The following is a 24,687-nucleotide window of genomic DNA, read 5'->3' as shown; positions in this document are numbered from 1 at the left end:
CAGGAGTTCACCATGCCGCGTTTTGCCGCCAACCTGTCCATGCTGTTCACCGAACAGGATTTCCTTGTCCGTTTTCAAGCGGCTGCCAACGCTGGTTTCCACGGCGTTGAATACCTGTTTCCTTACGACTACAACTCCGCCGACATCAAGGCTCAGCTTGAGGCCAACGGCCTGACCCAAGTGCTGTTCAACCTGCCCGCGGGCGACTGGGCCAAAGGCGAGCGCGGCATTGCGTGCCTGCCGGATCGGGTTGAAGAGTTCCGCGCGGGCGTCGATCTGGCCATTGCTTATGCGCAAGTGCTGGGCAATACCCAAATCAACTGCCTGGCCGGAATTCGTCCACAAGGGGTCGACGACGCTACGGTTGAAAAAACCTTCATCGCCAACCTCAAATACGCGGCCGACAAGCTGCAAGCGGTCGGCATCAAATTGGTGATGGAAGCCATCAACACCCGTGACATTCCGGGCTTCTACCTCAACAACACGCGTCAGGCGCTGGCGATTAAGGACAAGGTCGGTAGCGCCAACCTGTTTCTGCAATACGACATCTACCACATGCAAATCATGGAAGGTGATCTGGCCCGCACGATGCAAACGCACCTGCCGCAGATCAACCACATCCAACTGGCCGACAACCCCGGTCGCAACGAGCCGGGCACTGGTGAGATCAACTACCACTTTTTGTTCGCACACCTTGACCGCATTGGCTACGAGGGCTGGGTGGGCTGCGAATACAAACCGTTGACCAGCACAGAAGCAGGCCTTGGCTGGCTGAAAACCTATAACGCGGTTTAAACACACGGCACACCCTGTAGTCGCTGCCGCAGGCTGCGATGGACTGCAAGACAGTCGCAATTCCAAAGGTCCTTTGGGGCCTTATCGCAGCCTTCGGCAGCAACTACAGAAATCCAAACAGCTCCAATAAAAACAAGAGGATTTGTCATGGCTAAAATCGGATTTATCGGCACCGGCATCATGGGTTCGCCTATGGCCAGCAACCTGCAAAAAGCGGGGCACAGCTTATTTCTGTCAACTCACCGCGGCGCAGCCCCGGCTGAGCTGGTGGCTGCGGGCGCCGTGGCGTTGGCCAACCCGAAAGAAGTCGCCCAAGAAGCTGAATTCATCATCGTGATGGTGCCCGACACCCCGCAGGTTGAAGACGTGCTGTTTCGTGAAGACGGCATAAGCGCGGGCTTGAGCCCGAACAAAGTGGTGATCGACATGAGTTCGATCTCCCCCACGGCCACCAAAGCTTTCGCTGAAAAAATCAAGGCCCTGGGCGCGCAATACCTTGACGCCCCCGTATCGGGTGGCGAAGTGGGTGCCAAGGCTGGCACCTTGAGCATCATGGTGGGTGGCGAACAAACGACCTTCGACCGCGCCCTGCCCTTGCTGCAAAGCATGGGTAAAAACATCACGTTGGTCGGTGCCAATGGCGACGGCCAAACCGCTAAGGTCGCGAACCAGATCATCGTCGCCCTCAATATTCAGGCCGTGGCCGAAGCGCTGGTATTTGCGGCCAAAAACGGCGCTGACCCGGCCAAGGTGCGTGAAGCGCTAATGGGCGGTTTTGCCTCATCCAAAATCCTCGAAGTTCACGGCGAACGCATGATCAAAGGCACCTTTGATCCGGGCTTCCGTATCAGCCTGCATCAAAAGGATCTCAACTTGGCACTGGCGGGCGCGCGCGAGCTGGGGATCAACCTGCCAAACACTGCCAACGCGCAACAAGTGTTCAGCACCTGCGCTGCCATTGGCGGCAGCAACTGGGACCACTCTGCGCTGATCAAGGGCCTGGAACACATGGCCAACTTCTCGATTCGCGACAAGTAACCCTAAACGCTGACTGAAGCTCACCGTTGGCGCTGCCCAAGGCTGCAACTTTTAACGCCTTTGGCAGCACCTGCGGGATCTGTTCGCCTGTAAAAAACAAAGCTGGCTGCGCCATGAGTTCACATTCTCTGAGTCCCACCTGCCCCGATTGGGCCACGGCCCTGTGCAATGGTTTCAGCCAAATCTTCCTGCAACGACACCCCTTGTGCGGAGTGTTGTGCTTATTGGCGATTGTTATTGCTGCACCCACATTACTCGGTGGGGCACTGCTCGGCGGGGTCACGGGGCTCTTAACTGCGCAGCGTCGTGGCTATGCCAAAGCGGAGCGTCAGGCCGGACTCTACAGTTACAACGGCATATTGCTGGGGCTTTTGTTGAGCCATCAACTGCCGTGGTCAGCCATGCTGCCACTGCTGATCATCGCCAGCTCAGGCCTGAGCACAATGCTCATCCACCAGTGGCTTAAACGCGCCACACACACCCAAAGTTTATTGGCCTACACAGCGCCTTTTGTGGGGCTCGGCTGGATTTTACTGAGCTTAAACACCTCAGCGCCCGGCTCAGTAACCGCTGTTCAGCCCGTCAATGCGATAACCCTGATCAAGGCTTTGTTCAGTGGTATCGGCCAAGTCATGCTGCTGCAACCCCCCATCGCCGGGTTATTGATCGTCATCGGCCTCGGGCTCAGTCAATGGCGAGCGGCGGCATGGGCGCTGGCGGGATCATTCGCAGGGCTGGTCTTCAGTCTGTATCAACAAGACACGGCAGCGGCGTTAAGCGGCCTGGCAGGTTATAACTCGGCGCTGGTGGCACTGGCCTTGAGCCAACAACGGCGCCAGCCCTGGTTACCGCTGATTGGCATCGGCGCCACCTTGTTGCTCACTCCCGGCTTTCATGCCGTGGGCCTGCCCCCATTAACCGCTCCGTTTATCCTCAGTTGCTGGCTGGTACACGCCAGCGTGCGAGTGCTCAAACCCACGCTAAATCGTCGGGCAGAGGAATCCGGGTTGCGCATTGAGCGCTAATCCCCGAATCTTCTGATCTTTGGGCATTGAGCAACCTACATGGATAACAAGGATTGGCGCCAGCGCTTATACGTGATGGTCTTTCAGGTCGACACACCTGCGGGGCGCCGTTTCGACACCACGCTGCTGCTGATCATTCTGTGCAGCCTGATCGTCGTGGTACTCGACAGTATCGACAGCATCCACCGCGATTACGCCAACCTGCTGGCGTATATCGAATGGGGCTTCACGTTCATATTTGCCATTGAATACGGCCTACGCCTTTATTGCTCCCCCAAGCCGTTACGCTATGCCTTTAGCTTTTATGGCTTGGTGGATTTACTGGCCATTGTGCCGGGCATTTTGGCCATTTATTACAGCGACGCGCAGTACCTGTTAATCATCCGCATCATCCGCATGTTGCGGATTTTCCGCGTGCTCAAGCTGGCTCAGTACTTGAAGCAAGCCAATTACTTGCTGTCAGCTCTGCGCGGCAGTAAACAAAAAATCATCGTGTTCTTGGTCAGCGTGTCGACCTTGGTCACGGTGTTCGGCACCTTGATGTACGTGGTCGAAGGCCCGGAGAACGGCTTCACCAGCATTCCCGTCAGCATTTACTGGGCCATCGTGACCCTGACCACCGTGGGCTTTGGTGACATCGTGCCAAAAACCCCGCTTGGGCAAATCATCTCGGCCATGGTCATGATCACGGGCTACTCGATCATCGCTGTGCCCACCGGGATATTCACTGCCGAACTGGCCAACGCCATGCGGGGTGAGCAACTCAAACACAACTGCCCCACCTGCAAAAAGGAACGCCACGAGCAAGCTGCCGCTTTTTGTTCGCGGTGCGGCAATGCGCTTTTTACTAAAAACGTATAACCAAAGCACTTTTTAATCTTTAAAGGACTATGCGGCACCCGCTATAGTCGCTGGCAAATTGCCCTAATTGCTCCCCATAACAAGGAATGCGCAGTGAAAAAACTTTTTAGCGCCTCACTCTTGGCCGCAGGCCTGGCCCTCAGCAGCTTCGCTCATGCGGACACCACCTTGCTGAACGTGTCTTACGACGTGATGCGAGATTTCTACAAGGACTACAACACTGCGTTCAAAAAACACTGGGAAGCGCAGCCTGAGCACAAAGACGACAAGCTCAACGTGCAAATGTCCTTTGGTGGCTCCAGCAAGCAAGCGCGCTCGGTCATCGACGGCCTTAAGGCTGACGTGATCACCATGAACATGGCCACCGACATCAACGCCCTTGCCGACAATGGCAAATTAGTCCCAGAGAATTGGGTTACACGCCTGCCAGACAACAGCGCCCCGTTCACCTCTGCCACCGTTTTCATCGTGCGCAAAGGTAACCCCAAAGCCCTGAAAGACTGGCCCGATCTGCTCAAAGATGGCGTGCAAGTGATCGTACCCAACCCCAAAACCTCGGGTAATGGCCGCTACACCTTCCTGTCAGCCTGGGGCTATGTTCTGAAAAATAGCGGCGACGAAGCCAAGGCCAAAGATTTCGTGGGCAAACTGTTCAAACAAGCACCTGTGCTCGATACCGGCGGTCGTGCTGCCACCACCACCTTCATGACCAACCAGATCGGCGACGTGTTGGTGACCTTTGAAAACGAGGCAGAAATGATCGCGCGTGAATTTGGTCGCGACCAATTCGAAGTGATCTACCCAAGCGTGTCTGCCGAAGCAGAGCCACCCGTGAGCGTGGTCGATAAAGTGGTCGACAAAAAAGGCACCCGTGCTGCAGCTGATGAGTACTTGAAGTACCTGTGGTCGCCTGAAGGCCAGGAAATCGCAGCCAAAAACTACCTGCGCCCACGAGACGCAGCAGTGCTGGCCAAGTACAACGACCTCTTCCCGAAAGTTGACTTCCTGTCAGTTGAAAAAACCTTCGGCGACTGGCGTGACGTGCAAAAAACCTACTTCAACGATGGCGGCATCTTCGACCAGATCTACAATCAGTAACAACCGCGTAATCACACTCCATAGCAGCTGCCGCTGGCTGCGTTCGGCGTAGCAAGCCATAAATCGCGACAAGTCTGCACAACCGCAGATCCCGCGTTTAAGCTGCCCTCGCAATCGAACGCACCTCGCGGCGGCGGCTACGCAATCAGCGTGCCGCCTAACACCTGTACATCAATACAGTAAAAACAGTTGCCCTCTGACCAATACCTGCTCATGCTGTGCACCTTCTGCGCAGCATGAACGAGTAGAGCGATGCGGCTGTTTCTGTGTGAAAAACCCTCCCAAGCCAAAGATATAGCGGCCGTGCTCGGTGCCAGCCGACGCGGTGATGGCTGCTGGGTTGGCCCTAATGCCACCGTCACCTGGTGCATCGGCCACTTGCTCGAAACGGCTCCGCCAGACGCTTACGATGAGCGCTACAAGCGTTGGGTACTGGCCGATCTGCCGATCATTCCTGACAAATGGAAGATGCGAGTCAAACCAAAAACAGCCAGCCAGTTCAAAGCCGTTAAACGCTTGTTGGGAGAAGCGAGTGAATTGGTCATTGCTACCGACGCCGACCGCGAAGGCGAAATGATCGCTCGCGAACTGGTCGAACATTGCCGTTATCGCGGCCCTATCCAGCGTTTGTGGCTTTCTGCACTGGACGACGCCTCCATTCGCAAAGCACTGGCTGCTCTCAAACCCGGCGCAGATACCTTCAACCTGTATCACTCAGCCTTAGGACGCTCACGGGCCGACTGGCTCATCGGGATGAACATGAGCCGTCTGTTCACCCTGCTGGGCCGTCAATCTGGCTACCAAGGCGTACTGCCGGTTGGCCGGGTACAAACTCCAACGCTGCGGCTGGTAGTGGATCGCGATCGCAGCATCAGCGACTTTGTGCCCATCGCCTATTGGGCCATAGACGTGCAACTCCAACACAACGCACAGGTATTCACCGCCCAATGGCGGGCCAACCCTGACACCTGCGACGAACACGATCGCTGCCTCAATCAAGCCCATGCACAGCAAGCCGCAGCCGCGATGAGCAACGCCAGCAGCGCACGGGTCAGCAAACTGCGTACCGAACGGGTGCGCGAAGTCGCCCCACTGCCATTCGATCTCGGCACACTGCAAGAGGTGTGTTCAAAAAAGCTCGGTCTCGGCGCGCAAGAAACCCTCGACATTGCCCAATCGCTGTACGAAACCTACAAAGTCATTACCTACCCGCGCAGCGATTGTGGCTACTTGCCCCAAAGCCAGCACAGCGAGGCGGCGTCTATTCTTGGCGCCTTGCAACACGCAGACCCCGCTCTTGACGCCCTAACCGACCACCTCGACCCACAACGCCGCTCACGCGCCTGGAACGACGCAAAAGTCAGCGCCCACCACGGCATCATCCCCACCGCTGCCGCAAAAAACCTTGAACGTTTGAGCGGCAAACCCCGTGCGGTGTACACCCTGATTCGCGCGCGTTATCTGGCGCAATTTCTGCCCAACCACGAATACGACCGCACCCAAGCCGACTTCGACTGTGCAGGTCAAGCCCTACGCGCCGTGGGTAAACAAATCGTCGAGCCCGGCTGGAAGCGCGCCCTGCCCGAAGCCCTCGCGCCCGCCAAAGGACGCGAAGCCCCCACACCACAACCCTTGCCGATATTGCACGAAGGCCTGAACTGCGCGATTGCCAACGTGCAACTCAAAGACCTGTGGACACAGCCACCCAAACCCTTCACTGAGGGCGACTTGATCAAAGCCATGAAAAACGTCGCCAAGCTGGTGCAAGACCCACTGCTCAAACAAAAGCTTAAAGACACCACCGGGATCGGCACCGAAGCCACCCGCGCCGGGATCATCCAAGGCCTGCTTGATCGCGGCTACTTAATCAAAAACGGCAAGGCACTGGCCGCCACCTCACCCGCCTTCAGCCTGATTGACGCGGTGCCCCGCGCCATCGCCGACCCGGGCACCACCGCCATTTGGGAACAAGCCTTGGACATGGTGCAAAACGGCGAAATGACACTCGAAACCTTTGTTGCCAAACAAGCCGCATGGATGAGCAAACACATCGAGCGTTGCAGCGGCATGCGCATGACCATCAGCGGCCCAGCCAGCCCGGCAGGCGTTGCACCCGCCTGGAAGAAAAAGCGTAAAACACCGACGAGTAAGCCTAAGCCCAAGCGAGCCGTTAAGGCAAAAGGCGGGTGAATCAGTGGCGGTTTCTGACAGATACCCATCAAAGCACTAAAGACCCAAACATAAATATTACAGCCGAACCATCGCCCCAGTTTTACGCACTGATCAGGTCGATAGCCCGGCTGTAAATATCCACGCGATTAGATTCGAATCGTAGTATTAAGAGCTCTCTGTTATCAGCTGAAAATCCTGCCTGGCAATCTGCAGCGTATGTAAGCTTTGATTAAATTGAATCGTTATTTACCTTCCATAAAACTCAGGTACCTACTCAATAAAGCAGCCGTTGTCGGTGTGTACTGAGGCCCACCCGCTTCAGTCAAAATCATTTGCGTTTTTTGGGCATCATATCGAGGGATATTCTGAAAAACCTCCCACAAAGTGAGCCCCTCATAAACCACTTCAGACAGCATCGGAAGTAGTGGCATAAGTGGATTATCATCCAAGGCTGGGTCTTCGTAGAGCCTCTGCAACCACTGTTTATAGGGCAAAGGTTGTAAAGAATACCCACACTGATCAAAGAGCTCGAAAAACTCAATAAAGCTAATCGACTCTTCATCACTGGGAGGAATAAGGTGATATGTATTATTTAACCTTTTATTATCACTGGCCAAATTAATCATTGCAGCACTGGCATAATCAACAGGAATAAGCTCTTTACGATCCCCATGTAAAAGAGGAAACGCCCCTGTGGCAATACACCCTTTAATAATACGCCACATAAAGTCTTCAGCGTTTCCTGCACCGCTCAGGCTGTCCGTCATCATGAACCCCGGACGGTAAACCGAAAGAGGAATGCCCCGCTCTCTTGCCTGACTCAACAACCGCTCAGCGACCCATTTACTCTGTATATAGCCTAATGTGTATTTCAATCCATCCAAATAGGGCAATAAATCGTCATCTTCATAAAAGCGCTCAACTGGAAATAACAGCCCGGCTGGCCCCATAGTCGCTATTGTTGAAACGTAATGAAGTGGCTTGGCTTTAGCATCAACGGCCAGTCGCAATATATTTATCAAACCGACGATATTAACATTGCGATGATTCTCATACGGCTCGATAAAACTAATATGGGCAGCCGCATGAAAAATAACATCACACTTATTCGCTAGGTATTGATAGTTGCTGGCATCCAACCCAAACTGTGGTCGCGAAATATCCCCTGCCAGTACGAGCAGACGTTGAGCAAATTCAGAGTGCCATAGACCATATTGCTCAAGATTTTCAATAACTCTCTGGTGAGCAAGCTCATCCGTTTTAGCACGAACAACACATACTACTTGACGAACATTCGGATGCTTTAACAAGTCACGCAGGCAATAGCCCCCCATAAAACCTGTTGCACCGAATAGCAATGCTCGGCCAGCAGAAGGTGCCAGCCAGGGATCAGGAGAATCTACAAGCGGCTGTATATCATCAGGAAGGTGACTGTCGACGAGTAATGTATTACAAATATCGTGTTTAACTTCTTGTTTAGGATGCTTAAGTAAATTGAGTAAACCGCAAGGTGTCTGTGCATCGTATACGTCTTGAATAAGCAAGCGCTGACCAAAGCGGCGCTTAATTTCAAGTATGAGCCTCGCCGCTTGTAATGAAGTCCCGCCCAAGAGAAAAAATTCATCATCCATAGTTGGTTTCGGTACATCAAGCACCTCTTGCCAAATCGCCAGAATGTCAGAGGCATCATCCCCTGCGCCAATCTTTAGCTCTGATGAAGTCTGCAATTTTTCTGCTGTGGCGAGCAGTGTAGATCGGTCTGCCTTGCCATTTTCATTAAGAGGGACTTGGTCAATAACTTGTATACGCGGAACCATGTAAAGTGGCAAATGTTGGTTCATCCATCCATGCAGGCTAATGCTATTGAAGCTATCAGGGTTCTTGGGCACAACGAATGCTAATAAGTAGCTTTCGCCCAACGCTTTTTTAATAAGGCACACGACAGCCGCTTGCAACAAACCACTCCCGAGAAGATGTTGCTCAACCTCTTCTACTTCAATGCGATACCCCTGAATTTTAATTTGATTATCGATACGACCAAGGTACATAACTGCACCATCCGAGCGCTGCCTGCCCAAATCTCCAGTGCTGTATAAGTATATGGCAGGGCCGTGGCTATACACATCAACTAATTTAAACTTCTCATCGGTCAACGCTGGCTGGTTTATATACCCCCTGGCCAAACCCTCACCCCCAATGTAAATCTGTCCTGTATCCCCTACCGGAACCGGCATTAACTGCTCATCAAGTATAAAAATTTGAGTTTTATCGATTGGTTTACCAATCGGTAAAGCGTCTGCGCTTAGGTCAGATGCAATAATAGAATGATACAAAGTTACGGTTGTGCCTTCTGTAGGACCATAACAATTCAGGATGTTTTTTGGCCAGGCATCAGGTTCAAGTGACTTTAAGGCATGCACATTAAAAGCTTCTCCACCAATTAACAAAGTGTTGAGTGATCGAAAAGCACGTGGGCATTGTGGCGCTATAAAATTAAACAGGGACGTGGTCATGAATAGATAAGTGATCGCCTGCTCTTGCAATACTTGTTCAAACTGGGTCGGGTTTAACAGCGTTTCTTTGGGAATAATTACTAACGTCGCCCCATTTAACAGCCCTGCCCAAACCTCCAAAAAAGAACCATCAAAGGCCGGGTTAGCATGACACGCAATACGGTCAGTGTAATCAACCTGGAGATACGTTGCGTCCACAAACATTCGAATGATGCCACGCGCTTCGATTTCAACCCCTTTGGGTCGCCCTGTTGTGCCTGACGTGAATAATATATGGCTTCGGTGAGACAAACCTATATTATTATCCAGCCATTTGAGGCGGGTATTTGCCGCGATTAAAGTTGAATCATACACAATAAATTGAGTATTCAACGATCGCTCAGTTGATGAAGCAGTCGTTACAGTTAACCGAGCCTGAGTCTCATCAAGCATCATATTAATACGCGCATCGGGAAGCTCGGGACTCAAGGGCAAGCATGTCCCGCCTGCTAACAATACTGCCAATTGGCAAACAATGTGCTCAACTCCAGATCCAAACAAAATGCCCACAGGCTCTTCAGGCTGGACACCTAATTTATACAAATGAGAGGCCAATGTTTGAGCGTTCAAAATGAGCTGGGAGTAAGACATTACTCCCTCAGGATATATAATTGCCGCTCGATTTGGATGTTGCTCAGCCTGACTCAGAACATGCGCTGTCAGCGATGATACAGCCAACCTGTTTTGAGAAAGCTCATTCATATAAGACCCTGTCCTTGATCCCATCATGTTCCACACTCCTTGGACGCCATATAAAATCAGATATTAATACTTCCGGAAATGTTCAAACTTTCAATAAACGTTTATGCCTGTACCGCTCCATCAGTGCGGCACGGTCAGCTTTCCCGTTTTTATTCAATAGAATTTCAGAAACAACCTCTATCCGAGGCAACATATAAGCAGGCACAACATGACTGAGCAAGCCAAGCAATGTTCTTGCACAGAACTCCACACCTATCACTGGCACCACAAATGCGATTAAGTAACCTTCATCTCCGACCTGCTTAACAGAGCATACAATAGCCTCCTGCAACAACTCCGTATTCAGTAACTGCACCTCAATTTCTTCTGGTTCAATCCGATAGCCTTGCAATTTTATTTGATTATCAACACGCCCCGCATACATAAAGTTTCCATCTGCACGCTTACGACCTAGATCGCCGGTCTTATACAATCTTCTCATCTTGCTCTCACCAGAAAATTGCGTCGTGATAAATTTTTCAGCCGTTAAATCCTGCCTATTCAGATATCCTCGCGCCACGCCTTCGCCCCCTACATAGAGCTCGCCTAAAGCGTCAATAGCGACTGGCTGCAAACATTCATCAAGTACAAAAACATCCGTCTTATCTATCGGCTTACCCAAAGGAATATTGTCAGCCTCTAAGTCTTTTTCTTCTATAGGGTAGTAAAGCGAGTACACCGTATTTTCTGTTGGCCCATAAATATTATAAATATTTAAGGGCCACTCTGTGAGTGGAAGAGACCTAAGCGCCTGAAGGTTAAAAGCCTCACCGCCAATCATAAGGTGACTGAGTGTACGAAAAGCACCGGGGCACACACCAATAATGAAACTAAACAAAGAGGGGGTCACCAATATGGAACCCACGCTATACCTGACAAACGCCAGTTTTAATTTTTCCGGACTCAGTAATGTTTCTTTTTTGATAATAACAACTGTCGCCCCGTTCAATAACGCACCCCATACTTCAAACAGGATAGCGTCAAAATCTGGCCCTGAAATACTCCCTAAACGGTAGTCCGTAGAAATGGGGAGGTAGCAGGCATTAATAACCAGACGCCTGATACCTCGGAGCTCAACCTGGACAGCCTTCGGCGTCCCTGTTGTGCCTGACGTAAACATAATATATCCACGATGCGTATCCCCTGCCCTCATGCCGGGGAAGTCAGCATTTTCAACCGTATGAATTTGAACGTCGTTCAACACAATAAACTGCGTATCTAGCACCCGATCCAAATAACTATTATTTGTGATGGTGAAACGTGCCTGCGCTGCTTCCAGCATGAAATTTAAACGTCCATCAGGAGAGTTAACATTAAGCGGAACACAACTCCCACCGGCTAAAATAATAGCCACCTGACACACGACATGCTCAATACCTGATTCCAAAAGCACACCAACGGGCTCTTCACTCAGCAACCCTTTCTCACACAGCTCTACTGCGAGTAATTGAGCTCGCTTGGCAAGCTCGGCATAGCTAATGTTGCCATCTTCGGTTATGACAGCCCATTGTTCGGGAGAACGACTGACGTGATCAAAGAAAAGCGTGAGAAATGATGGATTTGTTATTTCTCTGGGCACATTTGATGCTGAAGATATAAAAACCTGATCCATTTTAATTTATCCTCCGTATTTTTAAACAGGCACCCACAAAACAACCTTCAGCCTCATGCAGACGCCAACTTACCACTCAACCACAAGAATAGTTATATTAAGACTTAACTAGCCCCAACCAAGCTATTTATATCCACTCCAACTCTTTGATCTATCCTAGATTCTAAGAGGCAGTCAACATCCAACAACCACCACTCCTTTATCTTTAGTTCATAAAAACGGCGACAGGGGTCATCAGTAAAGTCAGTTAACGGCGGCATTGATTTACGACGGAGCGCCTCATCTGGAAAATTATTAACCGCAAAATAATTATAATATTTTTCTAACTCTTCTCTGGGTATTTCCCGCCCCTTCCCCGTAAACTGGGCACCATCCAAACCAAGGACTGACGGGGCTTTTATATCTGTCATAAATACAGAGCCACTCACCTGCGGACACATTTCAATATTTTCTGAGTGTCTGGCTGTACCCAGCGAACACCACACTAAACACAGGGGTGAAAATGCCGGAACAAAATTTACTGTAGACGCCCACACCTCTCCATCATGTGAGCGGCTGGCCAGTGTGAAAAATCGCGCATTTTTTAACAAAAACAAACTTCGTTCGACACGAGACATACCTCACCCTCCTTGGGAAAAATTAATACTTAGCCCTTTATCGCCTCAATAATTCCGGCATGCGGCGTTTGCAAATAATGATTAAGGAGATCACGGTTAACCGAGGACTCCGCGGGGCGATTAAACTTTTCCCAAACGATAGAATTAAAACCCTCTTGCTTTAAAACTTCCTCCAAGGTTTCTTTCGACCAATAAAAAGCCTTAATATCAGCCGTCCTTCGAGGATGGCAAATTTTGAAATCTACATGTGCGCCATCGACGCGCGGTGTTTCTACACACAGTGTGAACCAGTGCTCTTTATAGTATTGCGGATCAGCACTGACATCAGGGCTCAAGGGTAAGGTAATGAGTCGACCTCCGGGCTTTAGGGCTCTTGCCATGTCCCGAGCCATACTTATCAACGTTTTTTTATCAAGCGCATAAGGAAATACATAGACCGCCAATACGATATCAAATGCATTGTCTTCAAATGTATTCTCAGGAGATGAGTACGAGATACCAAGGGGCGTTTTAACTTCATGCTCTCGAGCGTAATCAAGCATCCCTTCAGAAACATCATACCCCGTTACTTCACCCGCCCCGTGATTACGGAGCCACCGGCATAGATGCCCAGTACCACACCCATAATCGAGAACATTTAATCCCGTAATATCTCCGAGCAACCGGCTTAACGTCGGCATTTCCAGTTCACTTCGATAGGGTGTTGCAAACATTATTTCGTAGAGTTCTGCATGCGCATCAAACGTAGTGTTATCAAACTTATTGAACGGCTCTCCCCCACCCTGCGAGCGTGGCTCTGTTGCATCAAATGTAATGCTCATGCGTCTCTCATCTCCCAAGACTGCTCCAACACGAACAGATCTGTTTTCAATGAATAGGAATACATCCATTAGGTTTTTCAGGTACTCAGCGCACTCACCCCGGCAGTTCAGGTGATTATCAAACAACTTATTCCGGGCACTTTATATACTCATAAACTCTTCCTGATTTGATTAGAAACATAGTGATCTTGTAGATTAGACGCACTTTCGATTTCAACACCTGTCATAAATAACAGTCCCGATAAACGGTACATGTACATATGTTTAAACGCTTCAACGCGCCGACCGTTGTACCTGAGAATCAAAACGGTAGGATTGGCGCTTAGCTGAACGACGTGATGGACGGATAACGAACTCAAACCCAACAATAGCGCGGGCGAGTTTGCGCAACCCGGGAACAGCTGGCACGCCGTAAAGAAGGCCGAGTTGTAATGATTCATGCAAAAAAAACGACGACCCTGAGGTCGCCGTTTTTCACTACTTGAACTGCCGACTCAAACCCGGCGGTACGCCACTGATGTCTGTGTCTTCCCACGGGCCATTAGGGCTGATTGACCGGCTCCAGCCGTTGCTCCACCTATAGTAGGCGCGCTGGCGGTAGAAGATGTTGGTTTGGTCATCTAGCACATAAACCCCCATGCGCGCGTCCCAATGGCTTGGGCCACCGGGTGGGGGCGCAAAGGTGGCCGAGGTGCGTGGCAATGGCTTGGGCGGCTTGGGGATAGGCATGTCGGGTAGCGGCTTGCCAGACGGTTTTGGTGCAGGTTGTGGCATCGGTGTCGAAGGCACCGTCGGCTCGGAAGGCTGATGAACCGCACAGGCGCTCAGGCCTAAAACCAGACTGAGTAACGTGGTACGTGCAAGTAGATTCATGAAGGCTTCTCTTGAAGTTGACAGCCTCTGTAGGAGCGTTCCTGCTCGCGATATGCACGACGCGGTTTGTCGAAATAACCGCATGGATACCATCGCGAGCAAGCTCGCTCCTACAAAGGTCGGTGTCGACCGCTTATTTATCTGGGCTGTCGATGGTCAGTTGTTGCAGCTCTTGAGTGCTGCTAGACAGCGGTTTGCTGCGCCCCGCCCACTCGCCAGCAGTCGGCTGGCCAGCACGGGAAACGCGTGCAACCAGTTGGACTTCAGGGAAGTTCGACAGTTTCAATTGCGGCATCATTGCGTCCACGTCACCCAGCTCCACCGTAATGGGCAAGTCCGCGACAGTCACACGCTTGACCGCCAATGGCGCCGGTGGGCCAGACACGGCACGAGCGAAAATAAACACACTGTCGCCCGGCAAAACTTTGGTCTTGAGCGCGTCTGCCAGATCAACACTGACCTTGATCGAGGCTTGGGCCTTGCTCACTGGCGCCGCTTCAACCTTGCCGCCGCCAGCCAGCAACTGCTCACGAGCTTTTTCAATGCCGCCTTCGAGCGCTGCACGGGACTGATCGCCTTCAGGCAGCTCATTCATCAAGCGCTCCCAGTAACCAATAGCTTCCTGATACCGCTTGGCTTCAAACGCTGCGATCCCCAACAACCCCAAACTGGTGACTTCTTTTGGGTCAGCCTTCAGGGCTTCGTCGGTCAACGCCTGAGTCTTGTCGCTCCATTTTTTGTCATCGGCAAAATACTGAGCTTGCGCCCACTGCCCCAACAGTTCAGGTTGTCGGCCCGCCAACGCAACGGTGCGTTCGAAGACTTTGGAAGCCTCTGCCGGGCGATTTTGAGCCATGTAGGCGCGCCCCAAGAAGTACAAGCCCTCAGCAGAATCAGGCTGCGCTGCGGCTGCGCGCTCAAGGCGGGTGACCATTTCTTCAAGCGACTGCGGCGGCTGAGAAAACTCCTGCGTCAGTTGCACCTTGTCGCTGGCGCCATAGTGCAAGTACAACCCCAAGCCGAGCACTGGAACCATCATTGCCGCCAGTATGGGCAGCGTTTTACCGAGTGTAGAAACCGGTGACGGTGCAGCGCCTTCGGTGTCAGCCAAGAGTTCACGCGCAGCCTCCGCTCGGCCAGCCTCCAACTGTTCGACCGTCAAAACGCCCTCTTCGTGCTGCGCCTGCAATTCGGCTACACGCTCTTGATACAACGCCACGTTTAACGCTGTGCGGTCTTCTTCACGCTGAGCACGACGAGCACGCAACACGGGAATCAATATAAAACTGAGGGCAATCAGTAGCAGTAAGCCCGCTGCGAGCCAGAAATCAATCATCTTGAGTCTTATCCAGCAAAGTGCCGAGACGCTGACGCTCCTCGGCAGAAAGTGTGTCCGCGCTCTCGGCGCGCTGTGTACGACGACGCCCTACAATCACGCCAATAACCACAAAGCCGCCGACCAGCAGGCCCAATGGGCCAAACCAGAGAATGGCCGTTTTGGCCGTCAGCGCAGGTTTGTAACGCACAAAGTCACCGTAGCGGTCGACCATAAAGTCGATGATTTGCTGGTTGTCCTTACCCTCGCCCAGCATGCGGAAAATCTCGCGACGCAGGTCGGTGGCAATCGGTGCATTGGAGTCGGCAATGTCCTGATTCTGGCACTTGGGGCAACGCAGCTCTTTGGTCAACTCGCGAAAACGGTCACGCTCTGCGTCGTTGCTAAATTCGTAAGTGTCGATCGCCGCATGGGCGACGCCCGTCAGCGTCAGACCAAACGCCACAGCTACTAACCAGCGCTTCATGGTTTGGCCTCATCGACCAGCGCCTGATACTTGCCGGCCAGTTGTTCGCGCCACACCGTTTCGTCGATCACACCCACAAACTTGTGCCGAATGATGCCCTTGCTGTCGATCAAAAAGGTTTCCGGAGCGCCATAAACGCCAAGGTTCAGCCCCAACGAGCCTGCTTCATCGTTGATGTCGAGCTGGTACGGGTTGTGGAAGTCCTTAAGCCACTTTTTGGCATCTTCATTGACGTCTTTGTAATTCACGCCATAGATCACCACACCCTGCTCGGCCAGCTTGGTCAACACCGGGTGTTCGACCCGGCACGAAATGCACCAGGTGGCCCACACGTTGACCAGTGCCGGTTTACCAACTAAGTCAGCTTGGGTCAGGGTTTTGTCGCCCTCAACCGACGGCAGGCTGAACGCAGGGAACGGCTTGCCAATCATGGTCGACGGCAGTTCGGTCGGATCCATGTACAAGCCTTTGTACAAGAACACCGCCATCATCAAAAACAGGCCCAACGGGACCAGCATTAACCAACGTCTCATGCGGTGGCTCCTGTCATGCCCAGCGCGTCGCGCACGCGGCTTTTAACCTTGACTCGGTAACGACGATCCAGCGCCGCCAACAGGCCACCAAAACCGGTCAGCAAACCACCAAACCAAATCCAGCGTACAAACGGCTTGACGTGTACCCGTACTGCCCAGGCGCCATCACCCAGAGGTTCGCCCAATGCGACGTACAAATCACGCGTGAAACCTGCGTCGATGCCCGCTTCGGTCATCATCGAGCTTTGCACGGTGTACAACCGCTTCTCAGGGTGCAGAACGCTGACTTCTTTGCCGTTGCGAATCACGCGCACGGTGCCTTTGTCCGAGGTGAAGTTAGGGCCCTGGTAATGCTTGGCCCCTTCAAAGACGAAGTGATAACCGCCCAACTCCATAGACTCACCGGGTGCCAGACGTAAATCCCGCTCAGCACTGTTCTGACTCGACAGCACCACGCCGATAGCGCAAACCGCAATGCCCAAGTGAGCAATTTGCATGCCCCAATAGCTACGGGTCAGGCTGCGCATGCCTTTGATCAGGCCCTTGTGGCGGGTTTTATCGCCAATATCACGCACACCTGCAAGCAACACCCAAGCGGCCAGCATGAAAGTGGTTAGCACTGCCCAGTTGAAATCGCCATAGGCAACACCGGCAATGGCTGACAACGCCGCGCTGCCCAGCAAAACCGGGGTCAACATACCCAACAGCCATTTGACCGGGGTGTCTTTCCAGCGCACCAGCACACCGACAGCCATCACCACCATCAGCAAGGCCATCAACGGAATAAACAATGCGTTGAAGTACGGCGGGCCCACGGACATTTTGGCGCCACTGATGGCGTCCAGAATCAGCGGATACAAGGTGCCGAGCAAGATCATTGAGGCCGCAACCACCAAAATCAGGTTGTTGCCCAGCAGCAAGGTCTCGCGTGACCACAGGTTGAAGCCCACATGGCTTTTAACCACAGGTGCGCGCAACGCAAACAGGGTCAGAGAGCCACCGACCACAAACAGCAGGAAAATCAGGATAAATACGCCACGCTCAGGGTCTGACGCGAAGGCGTGCACTGAAGTCAGCACACCCGAACGCACCAGAAAGGTGCCGAGCAAGCTCAACGAAAACGCAGCGATGGCCAGCAACACGGTCCAGCTTTTAAACACACCACGTTTTTCAGTCACTGCCAGCGAGTGAATCAGGGCAGTACCGACCAACCAAGGCATGAACGACGCGTTTTCAACCGGGTCCCAGAACCACCAGCCGCCCCAACCCAGTTCGTAGTACGCCCACCACGAGCCCAGCGTGATGCCGATCCCCAGAAAAGCCCAGGCCACGATGGTCCACGGACGTGACCAACGTGCCCACGCGGCATCCAGTCGGCCACCCAGTAACGCTGCAATTGCGAAAGCAAAGGCCACCGAAAAACCCACATACCCCATGTACAGCATGGGTGGGTGAACGATCAGGCCGATGTCTTGCAGTAACGGGTTGAGGTCATTGCCGTTGGCCGGAATTTGCGGCAACAGGCGCGCGAAAGGGTTGGACGTCAAAATCAAAAACAACAGGAAGCCGACGCTGATGATGCCCATGATTGACAGCACGCGGGCGAGCATCACTTGCGGTAACTGTCGGGAGAAAATCGACACGGCGAATGTCCAGCCCCCCAGAATCATTGCCCACAACAGCAATGAACCTTCGTGAGCCCCCCAGACGGCGCTGAACTTGTAATACCAAGGCAGCGCGCTGTTGGAGTTGCTGGCCACATAGGCCACCGAAAAATCATCGGTCATAAAGGCGTAGGTCAAGCAACCAAACGCAAACAACAAAAAGGCAAACTGGCCCCAGGCCGCTGGCTGGGCCAGGCTCATCCATAACTTGTCACCGCGCCATGCACCCAGCAGCGGCACGATGGCCTGCACGATGGCAATGCACAGCGCCAGAATCATGGCCAATTGGCCCAATTCGGGAATAAACAGTCCAGACGTCATCACTTAACCCTCTTTGGCCGGTGCAGGCGCCGATTGGCCACTCTCTTTAAGTGCCTTGGTTACTTCGGGCGGCATGTATTTTTCATCGTGCTTGGCCAGCACTTCATCTGCCACCACCACGCCTTGGGCATTGAGTTTGCCCAGCGCCACGATGCCCTGCCCTTCGCGGAACAGGTCTGGCAAGATTCCGCGGTATTGAATGGTCACGCCCTTGTTGAAGTCCGTGACCACGAACTCTACATCCAGCGAGTCACCGGAGCGTTTCAGTGAACCGGTTTCAACCATGCCACCTGCACGAATACGGGTATCCAACGGCGCTTCACCATTGGCGATCTGAGTCGGGGTGTAGAACAGATTGATGTTCTGCTGCAAGGCGCTCAAGGCGAGCGCCACAGCCGCGCCGACGCCCACCAGAATCGCCAGAATGATGATCAAACGTTTTTTACGCAGCGGATTCACTTCGAATTCTCCCGGCGCAAACGACGCGCCTCTTGTTGCAAATAACGCCGACGCGCCGCAATCGGCAACGCCACGTTCAACGCCAGCACCGCCAGGCAAATGCCATAGGATGACCAGACATACACACCGTGATGACCCATCGCGATAAAGTCGCTTAACGATGCAAAACTCATCGTGCCCCCTCCAGCGCCTTCAACACCTCAGCCTTGACCCAACTGCTGCGAGCCTCACGCTTGAGCACCTCCAAACGCATGCGCAGCAACAGTACCGCGCCAAAGAAGCAGTAAAAGCCCACTACCGTGAGCAACAACGGCAGCCACATTTCGACCGGCATGGCTGGCTTTTCGGTGAGGGTGAACGTTGCGCCCTGATGCAGGGTGTTCCACCACTCCACCGAGTATTTAATGATCGGGATGTTAATAACGCCCACAATCGCCAGCACCGCACAGGCTTTGGCTGCGCTGTCACGATTGGTGATGGCATTGCCCAGTGCAATCAGACCGAAGTACAAAAACAACAGAATCAGCATTGAAGTCAGACGTGCATCCCACACCCACCAGGAGCCCCAGGTCGGCTTGCCCCAAATGGCGCCGGTGACCAGCGCCACAGCGGTCATCCAGGCACCAATGGGCGCCGCACATTGCAGCGCAACGTCGGCGATTTTCATCTTCCAGACCAGCCCCACTACACCGCACACCGCCAGCATCACGTAGCACGACTGCGCCAGCATGGCAGCAGGAACATGGATGTAGATGATGCGAAAGCTGTTGCCTTGCTGATAGTCCGGCGGCGCAAAGGCCAGGCCCCACACCACACCGCTCACAATTAACAATACGGCGGCAACGCTCAGCCAAGGCAACAGGCGCCCACTGATGGCATAGAACCATTTGGGCGAGCCGAGTTTGTGAAACCAAGTCCAGTTCATCACGCTGTTTCCATCACGGTGCTTTGGCACGGCCTGTCTGGGTCGTGCCAAAGCCAGGGTCTTTACTGGCCCTCTTGGGCCAGACCTCATTATTCGCCGACGCTGATTTTCAGCCCGGCAGCAATTGCAAAAGGTGTCAGGGTTATTGCCAAGGCTGTCAGGCTTGCAAGCCACAGCAAATAACCGGTTACGGGCATGCCTTGCAGTGCCGCTTGTAGCGCGCCACTCCCCAGAATCAGCACCGGGATGTAGAGGGGCAAAATCAGCAGCGCCAACAACAGACCGCCACGCTTAAGCCCCACTGTCAGCGCGGCACCCACCGCACCGAGCAAGCTCAGCACGGGCGTGCCAAGCAGTAACGACATCAGCAATACCGGCAGGCAGGCCACCGGCAACCCCAGCATTAAAGCCAGCAGCGGCGACAGAATCACCAATGCCAGCCCGGAAAACGCCCAGTGTGCCAGCACCTTGGCCAAAACCAACAGAGCCAGAGGGTGCGACGAAAGGACCCACTGTTCAAGTGATCCATCTTCGAAATCACTGCGGAAAAGCCCGTCCAGTGAGAGCAGAACCGATAAAAGAGCCGCTACCCACAGCAGTCCCGGCGACAAGGTTTGCAACAATTGAGTCTCAGGGCCGACAGCCAGCGGAAACATCGCGATAACAATTGCAAAGAATACCAACGGGTTTGCCAGCTCAGCCGGGCGACGGAACAACAATCGCGCTTCACGCGCCACCAACACAGCAAACACACTCATACAGCCCAGCGCCCCAAATCGATATCGCGATAACCGGCTGGCAGGCGGGTCAACGTATGGTGAGTGGTCAACACCACCATGCCGCCGCGCTCGCAGTGGTTGGCCAGATGCTCTTCAAGTTGTGCCACACCTTGTTTGTCGAGCGCGGTAAACGGCTCGTCAAGAATCCACAGCGGTGGCGGGTTTTCCAGATGCAAGCGGGCCAAGGCGACGCGTCGCTGCTGACCCGCCGACAAGGTATGGCAGGGCACGTCTTCAAAACCGCTCAGCCCTATCGCCTTAAGTGCAGCCCAAATAGCCTCGCGCTTGGCCGGGCGATGCAGGGCACACAGCCAGCTGAGATTCTCTTCGGCGGTGAGCAAGTCCTTGATCCCCGCTGCATGGCCGATCCATAACAGATTGCTTGCCAGTTCAGTGCGCTGGCTATTCAACGCCTGGCCATTGAGCAGCACCTCCCCCGCCGTCGGCTGCATCAGCCCTGCCAACAAACGCAGCAGGCTGGTTTTGCCACTGCCGTTGGGGCCACTGATTTGCAGCATGTCACCGCGACACAGGCGTAATTCGAGGTTTTCGAACAACATGCGCCAGTCACGCTCACAGGCGAGCGCTACGGTTTCTAGAAGAGGGCTGATCACGTAATTGAGGCCTTCACAGTTCAAGTCGGCTCGGGCTCGGCCGTTAAAGTGATGCAGGATAAATGCATTTACGGCCTATTCCAGAGAGCTGGGTCAAACAATTGCACTGTTTTTATACCCCCTGAACGACGGGGCGGCATTATACATGCGATGTCCTACTCTAAAGAGGGCAATTTCGACAGGTTGTAACGATGAAAGGCGACATGATTATTCCCCCCACTCAGCCGACCGTCACAAACAGCGCCCGAGCAGGTGTTGTGGGTGGCGAAGTGCTGAAGTTGCTGCAACCTTTTGAAGGCCTGATCAGCCCCGGCCAAACAGCCAAAGCTGAGGTGCTCTCGCTCAAGCAAGGCGACCTGACATTTCAGTTGCTGCTCAAGCTGACCTTGGCCAGTGGTCGTCAAACCAACGTGCAAGCCAGCAGTAATTTCCCGCTGCCCTTGGGCACCCAATTGGCCGTTACCCAACCCGCAGCCGGTCGCTTGGCAATCAGCGTGCAACAGGCGTTGAGCAGCAGCGTCGCAGTCTTGACCCGCCTGGACACCCAACAGCTACCGGTCGGCACACTGCTGCAAGGCAAAGTCCTCACCACTCAATTAGTACCGCAACCCGCCGGTCAGCCAGCGGTGTATCGCTCGCTGGTAACGCTGCTCAATACCGCGCTCAGTGGCAGCACCTTGACCTTGGACAGCCCCCAGCCTTTACGCATAGCCAGTTTGTTGAGTGCCCAGGTGCAAGGCGCGCAAACCCTCAACTTCGTACCCCTCAGTGGTCGTCAGGATCAACTGGCCATTGCGCAACAATTAGTCACACAACAGAGCCGCCAAGGCTCGCTGGAAGGCCTGTTAAACGCCCTCCAAAAACTACCGCCCTCCGACAGCATGCCTACTGAGCTGCGCGCATCCATCGACAAATTATTGGCGGGTTTACCTACACCCTCACAACTGAGCAACCCCAAAGTTCTAAGTGAGGCGTTACTCAACAGCGGTGCATTTCTGGAAGCCAAACTGCTCAGTGGCCAACCGCACGCATTAGCCCCGGACATGAAAGCCACCTTGCTGCGCTTGATCGCACAAGTGCTGCCTGGCCTTCCCACCAGCACCAGCTTCAACCCTGGGTTGGCCGCTAGCACCCAAGCCCAGGCCATGCCCACATTTGTCCGTAACGCACTGGGCATGCTTGGGCAAGTCAGCGCCAAACCACTGCCCGGCGGGTTTCCGCTGCCCACACGCACCCTGAAAAACGCAGAGGGCGAAGACAGCCTTGAAGGCCTGCTAAAGCTGGCCGCCGCCGCCATTTCACGCCTGCAGAGCCATCAACTGTCCAGCCTTGAGCAAAGCGGTCGCACCGCCGACGGCGGCCTGCTGACCACTTGGCAGTTAGAAATCCCCATGCGCAACGCCCACGACATCGTGCCACTGCAAGTCAAATTCCAGCGCGAAGACCCGCCCGAGAAAGAAGCCGAAGAAAAGCGCGAAAATCCGGAAGTCAAAGACCAACTGTGGCGCGTCGAACTGGCTTTCGACCTCTCTCCTCTCGGCCCGCTGCATGTACAAGCCCAACTGCTGCGAGGCAACCTCTGCGGCCAGCTGTGGGCTGAGCAGGCGTACACCGCCAACCTGATCGAAAGCCAACTGGGCAACTTGCGCCAACGCCTGAAAGACGCAGGCCTTAGCGTGACTGATCTCGATTGCCACCAAGGCACGCCGCCCCAAGGTGGCCACACCCCACTTGAACAACGCTGGGTCGACGAAACCGCATGAACACAACACCTGCACCCCGCCAAGCCATCGCCCTTAAATACGACGGCAAACAAGCCCCTACCCTCACCGCCAAAGGCGACGACGAGTTGGCCGAAGCCATCCTCAAACTCGCCCGCGAGTACGAAGTGCCAATTTATGAAAATGCCGAATTGGTAAAACTACTGGCACGCATGGAACTGGGCGACAGCATCCCGCAGGAGTTGTACCGCACACTGGCTGAGATCATCGCCTTTGCCTGGCAACTTAAAGGCAAGTACCCGGTAGGATTTGACCCCGAGGCAGGGCCAGAAGAGCGGGATGTGACGCCACGATAGCGCCCAGAAAGTCTTGATGATGGCAGTAGCTGACACTCCGGCCGTATCACCTAACAGGCACCTAGAAAAATTGAAACCGGCACGCCAGCGTAGATTAAATAGCGCTGTGCGGCAGTGCTGTTCATTAGTGTGGCGTTTCACAAGTAGAGCAAAAAATCGGACTCCGCTTATTCTGAGAAGCATCTCAAGAGCTACCACCGATGAAAACGGGTCGACCTGCAACTCCCATTGCTCTATCCGAAGCTGACAAAGCCGAACTACTGCGCCGAGTTAACCTACGCAAGGGCCTGCAGGACGCCTGTACCCGGGCAAGAATCATCCTCGCCTGTTCAGAGGGGGAGTCTGGGAACGCCATTGCTCTGCGCCTTGGTGTCAGCAAAGACGTGGTATCTCGCTGGCGGTTGCGTTTCTCAAAATGGGGATTACCTGGCTTAAACGATGAACAGCGTTCCGGCCGCCCTCGCACCATAACCGACGAGCAAGTTCAGCACGTCGTTGAACAAGTGCTGCAAAGCAAACCCGAAGACGCCAGCCATTGGAGCACGCGTCGAATGAGCCGGGAAACAGGGTTGCCCCCAGCCAGCGTGATGCGTATTTGGCACGCTTTTGGGATCAAGCCTCACTTGGAAAAAACCTTCAAACTTTCTACCGATCCACTGTTTGTCGATAAGGTTCACGATATTGTAGGCCTATACCTGAACCCGCCTGATCGAGCGTTGGTGCTCTGTATTGATGAAAAAAGCCAAATCCAAGCTCTAAACCGAACCCAACCCGGATTACCTTTGGCGCCTGGAAATCCTGCGACTCGCACGCATGATTACAAGCGGCACGGGACAACCTCGCTGCTCGCTGCGCTGGATGTCGCCACTGGGGAAGTCATTGAGCGGCTGAGACGCCAGCACCGCAGTATCGAGTTTCTGTCCTTCCTCAAGGAAGTCGACGCATCAGTGCCGGCCGACGTGCCGATCCACCTGATTATGGACAACTACGCGACTCACAAGACCGACAAGGTAAAAGCGTGGCTGGCTGCCCGTCCGCGTTACAGCATCCATTTCACCCCCCACCTCTGCCTCATGGCTGAATCTGGTCGAGCGGTTTTTCTCAACGCTGAGCGAGAAATGGATCAAGCGTCAGGCGCATGTCAACGTGAAAGACTTGGAGTCCTCGATCGAGTATTACCTTGAAACCTACAACCAGAATCTGAAGCCGTTTCGGTGGCATAAGAAGGCCGAGGGCATCCTTGGCTCCGTTGCTCGTGCAGCAAAAGCGTTGGGCAAGTAGTTTTCAGCCTTACTTGTGAAACGCCAC

General features: G+C 53.6%; 22 protein-coding genes and 1 pseudogene. 9 read left to right on the top strand and 14 right to left on the bottom strand.

The annotated features are described in order from the left end of the window. Positions 1-12 precede the first annotated feature (12 nt). The 6 genes from hyi to ACZRJQ_RS00625 all read left to right on the top strand — a co-directional run bounded on the left by hyi (position 13) and on the right by ACZRJQ_RS00625 (position 7,007). On the top strand, positions 13-795 hold the full coding sequence (hyi, locus tag ACZRJQ_RS00650; protein ID WP_463976494.1) for a hydroxypyruvate isomerase: 783 nt from the start codon (positions 13-15) through the stop codon (positions 793-795). Between the two features lie 147 nt (positions 796-942). Next, on the top strand, positions 943-1,833 hold the full coding sequence (locus ACZRJQ_RS00645; protein WP_463976493.1) for a 2-hydroxy-3-oxopropionate reductase: 891 nt from the start codon (positions 943-945) through the stop codon (positions 1,831-1,833). A 113-nt stretch (positions 1,834-1,946) separates the two neighbouring features. Further along, positions 1,947-2,858, top strand: a complete 912-nt coding sequence (locus ACZRJQ_RS00640; RefSeq protein ID WP_463976492.1) for an urea transporter — start codon at positions 1,947-1,949, stop codon at positions 2,856-2,858. A gap of 39 nt (positions 2,859-2,897) precedes the next feature. Further along, positions 2,898-3,719: an ion transporter gene (locus tag ACZRJQ_RS00635; protein WP_463976491.1), complete on the top strand. Its 822-nt coding sequence runs from the start codon at positions 2,898-2,900 to the stop codon at positions 3,717-3,719. A 93-nt stretch (positions 3,720-3,812) separates the two neighbouring features. Then, complete coding sequence (locus ACZRJQ_RS00630) at positions 3,813-4,817, top strand: sulfate ABC transporter substrate-binding protein (protein WP_463976490.1); 1,005 nt, start codon at positions 3,813-3,815, stop codon at positions 4,815-4,817. A gap of 252 nt (positions 4,818-5,069) precedes the next feature. Continuing rightward, positions 5,070-7,007: a DNA topoisomerase III gene (locus tag ACZRJQ_RS00625; RefSeq protein ID WP_463976489.1), complete on the top strand. Its 1,938-nt coding sequence runs from the start codon at positions 5,070-5,072 to the stop codon at positions 7,005-7,007. A 224-nt stretch (positions 7,008-7,231) separates the two neighbouring features. Here the strand turns inward: ACZRJQ_RS00625 and ACZRJQ_RS00620 are convergent, their stop codons facing one another. The 14 genes from ACZRJQ_RS00620 to ccmA form a co-directional block, all read right to left on the bottom strand. Next, positions 7,232-10,243: a non-ribosomal peptide synthetase gene (locus ACZRJQ_RS00620; RefSeq protein ID WP_463976488.1), complete on the bottom strand. Its 3,012-nt coding sequence runs from the start codon at positions 10,241-10,243 to the stop codon at positions 7,232-7,234. An 82-nt stretch (positions 10,244-10,325) separates the two neighbouring features. Beyond that, positions 10,326-11,894: an amino acid adenylation domain-containing protein gene (locus ACZRJQ_RS00615; protein ID WP_463976487.1), complete on the bottom strand. Its 1,569-nt coding sequence runs from the start codon at positions 11,892-11,894 to the stop codon at positions 10,326-10,328. Positions 11,895-11,998: 104 nt separating this feature from the next. Then, positions 11,999-12,511, bottom strand: coding sequence for a hypothetical protein (locus tag ACZRJQ_RS00610; RefSeq protein WP_463976486.1), 513 nt, complete (start codon positions 12,509-12,511; stop codon positions 11,999-12,001). Between the two features lie 29 nt (positions 12,512-12,540). Then, positions 12,541-13,332, bottom strand: coding sequence for a class I SAM-dependent methyltransferase (locus tag ACZRJQ_RS00605; RefSeq protein WP_463976485.1), 792 nt, complete (start codon positions 13,330-13,332; stop codon positions 12,541-12,543). Between the two features lie 477 nt (positions 13,333-13,809). Further along, entirely contained in the window at positions 13,810-14,205 is a 396-nt protein-coding gene (locus ACZRJQ_RS00600) for a hypothetical protein (RefSeq protein WP_463976484.1), read from the bottom strand. 133 nt (positions 14,206-14,338) lie between these two features. After that, complete coding sequence (ccmI, locus tag ACZRJQ_RS00595; protein WP_463976483.1) at positions 14,339-15,541, bottom strand: c-type cytochrome biogenesis protein CcmI; 1,203 nt, start codon at positions 15,539-15,541, stop codon at positions 14,339-14,341. After that, complete coding sequence (locus ACZRJQ_RS00590; RefSeq protein WP_463976482.1) at positions 15,534-16,007, bottom strand: cytochrome c-type biogenesis protein; 474 nt, start codon at positions 16,005-16,007, stop codon at positions 15,534-15,536. The genes ccmI and ACZRJQ_RS00590 overlap by 8 nt, the downstream gene beginning before the upstream one ends. Further along, the gene (locus ACZRJQ_RS00585; RefSeq protein ID WP_463976481.1) at positions 16,004-16,540 is read right to left on the bottom strand and encodes a DsbE family thiol:disulfide interchange protein; all 537 of its coding nucleotides are present in this window, start codon (positions 16,538-16,540) and stop codon (positions 16,004-16,006) included. The genes ACZRJQ_RS00590 and ACZRJQ_RS00585 overlap by 4 nt, the downstream gene beginning before the upstream one ends. Next, positions 16,537-18,525 (bottom strand): heme lyase CcmF/NrfE family subunit, encoded by a 1,989-nt coding sequence (locus ACZRJQ_RS00580; protein ID WP_463976971.1) that lies wholly within the window; start codon positions 18,523-18,525, stop codon positions 16,537-16,539. Before ACZRJQ_RS00580 ends, ACZRJQ_RS00585 begins: the two co-directional genes overlap by 4 nt. A 3-nt stretch (positions 18,526-18,528) precedes the next feature. After that, a complete protein-coding gene (gene ccmE, locus ACZRJQ_RS00575; protein ID WP_463976480.1) occupies positions 18,529-18,984 on the bottom strand; it encodes a cytochrome c maturation protein CcmE in 456 nt (151 codons plus the stop codon). After that, complete coding sequence (gene ccmD, locus ACZRJQ_RS00570) at positions 18,981-19,157, bottom strand: heme exporter protein CcmD (RefSeq protein ID WP_463976479.1); 177 nt, start codon at positions 19,155-19,157, stop codon at positions 18,981-18,983. The genes ccmE and ccmD overlap by 4 nt, the downstream gene beginning before the upstream one ends. Then, on the bottom strand, positions 19,154-19,912 hold the full coding sequence (locus tag ACZRJQ_RS00565; RefSeq protein ID WP_463976478.1) for a heme ABC transporter permease: 759 nt from the start codon (positions 19,910-19,912) through the stop codon (positions 19,154-19,156). The genes ccmD and ACZRJQ_RS00565 overlap by 4 nt, the downstream gene beginning before the upstream one ends. Before the next feature lie 86 nt (positions 19,913-19,998). Then, positions 19,999-20,667, bottom strand: a complete 669-nt coding sequence (gene ccmB / locus ACZRJQ_RS00560; RefSeq protein ID WP_463976477.1) for a heme exporter protein CcmB — start codon at positions 20,665-20,667, stop codon at positions 19,999-20,001. Continuing rightward, positions 20,664-21,248, bottom strand: a complete 585-nt coding sequence (gene ccmA / locus ACZRJQ_RS00555; protein ID WP_463976970.1) for a cytochrome c biogenesis heme-transporting ATPase CcmA — start codon at positions 21,246-21,248, stop codon at positions 20,664-20,666. The genes ccmB and ccmA overlap by 4 nt, the downstream gene beginning before the upstream one ends. 245 nt (positions 21,249-21,493) lie before the next feature. Here ccmA and fliK point away from each other — a divergent pair, with 245 nt between their 5' ends. The 3 genes and pseudogenes from fliK (at position 21,494) to ACZRJQ_RS00540 (ending at position 24,660) form a co-directional block, all read left to right on the top strand. Further along, positions 21,494-23,065 carry a flagellar hook-length control protein FliK gene (gene fliK, locus ACZRJQ_RS00550; RefSeq protein ID WP_463976476.1) on the top strand — a complete coding sequence of 524 codons (1,572 nt, stop codon included), beginning with the start codon at positions 21,494-21,496 and terminating at the stop codon, positions 23,063-23,065. Further along, positions 23,062-23,379 carry an EscU/YscU/HrcU family type III secretion system export apparatus switch protein gene (locus tag ACZRJQ_RS00545; protein WP_463976475.1) on the top strand — a complete coding sequence of 106 codons (318 nt, stop codon included), beginning with the start codon at positions 23,062-23,064 and terminating at the stop codon, positions 23,377-23,379. Before fliK ends, ACZRJQ_RS00545 begins: the two co-directional genes overlap by 4 nt. A 200-nt stretch (positions 23,380-23,579) precedes the next feature. Next, positions 23,580-24,660: pseudogene (locus ACZRJQ_RS00540) on the top strand (IS630 family transposase). The last annotated feature ends 27 nt before the right edge of the window (positions 24,661-24,687 follow it).

Source organism: Pseudomonas sp. E315 (assembly GCF_055406205.1).
Note: the sequence above shows the minus strand (reverse complement) of the source record. Positions and strands in the feature narration are given on the sequence as shown.

Coding starts and splice junctions, on each gene's coding strand:
- ccmI (WP_463976483.1), bottom strand. CDS start 15,541: ATGATTGATTTCTGGCTCGCAGCGGGCTTACTGCTACTGATTGCCCTC.
- ccmD (WP_463976479.1), bottom strand. CDS start 19,157: ATGAGTTTTGCATCGTTAAGCGACTTTATCGCGATGGGTCATCACGGT.
- ACZRJQ_RS00545 (WP_463976475.1), top strand. CDS start 23,062: ATGAACACAACACCTGCACCCCGCCAAGCCATCGCCCTTAAATACGAC.
- ACZRJQ_RS00635 (WP_463976491.1), top strand. CDS start 2,898: ATGGATAACAAGGATTGGCGCCAGCGCTTATACGTGATGGTCTTTCAG.
- ACZRJQ_RS00615 (WP_463976487.1), bottom strand. CDS start 11,894: ATGGATCAGGTTTTTATATCTTCAGCATCAAATGTGCCCAGAGAAATA.
- ACZRJQ_RS00625 (WP_463976489.1), top strand. CDS start 5,070: ATGCGGCTGTTTCTGTGTGAAAAACCCTCCCAAGCCAAAGATATAGCG.
- ACZRJQ_RS00605 (WP_463976485.1), bottom strand. CDS start 13,332: ATGAGCATTACATTTGATGCAACAGAGCCACGCTCGCAGGGTGGGGGA.
- fliK (WP_463976476.1), top strand. CDS start 21,494: ATGAAAGGCGACATGATTATTCCCCCCACTCAGCCGACCGTCACAAAC.
- ACZRJQ_RS00585 (WP_463976481.1), bottom strand. CDS start 16,540: ATGAGACGTTGGTTAATGCTGGTCCCGTTGGGCCTGTTTTTGATGATG.
- hyi (WP_463976494.1), top strand. CDS start 13: ATGCCGCGTTTTGCCGCCAACCTGTCCATGCTGTTCACCGAACAGGAT.
- ACZRJQ_RS00645 (WP_463976493.1), top strand. CDS start 943: ATGGCTAAAATCGGATTTATCGGCACCGGCATCATGGGTTCGCCTATG.
- ACZRJQ_RS00580 (WP_463976971.1), bottom strand. CDS start 18,525: ATGACGTCTGGACTGTTTATTCCCGAATTGGGCCAATTGGCCATGATT.
- ACZRJQ_RS00640 (WP_463976492.1), top strand. CDS start 1,947: ATGAGTTCACATTCTCTGAGTCCCACCTGCCCCGATTGGGCCACGGCC.
- ccmB (WP_463976477.1), bottom strand. CDS start 20,667: ATGAGTGTGTTTGCTGTGTTGGTGGCGCGTGAAGCGCGATTGTTGTTC.
- ACZRJQ_RS00620 (WP_463976488.1), bottom strand. CDS start 10,243: ATGAATGAGCTTTCTCAAAACAGGTTGGCTGTATCATCGCTGACAGCG.
- ACZRJQ_RS00610 (WP_463976486.1), bottom strand. CDS start 12,511: ATGTCTCGTGTCGAACGAAGTTTGTTTTTGTTAAAAAATGCGCGATTT.
- ACZRJQ_RS00600 (WP_463976484.1), bottom strand. CDS start 14,205: ATGAATCTACTTGCACGTACCACGTTACTCAGTCTGGTTTTAGGCCTG.
- ccmA (WP_463976970.1), bottom strand. CDS start 21,248: ATGTTGTTCGAAAACCTCGAATTACGCCTGTGTCGCGGTGACATGCTG.
- ACZRJQ_RS00590 (WP_463976482.1), bottom strand. CDS start 16,007: ATGAAGCGCTGGTTAGTAGCTGTGGCGTTTGGTCTGACGCTGACGGGC.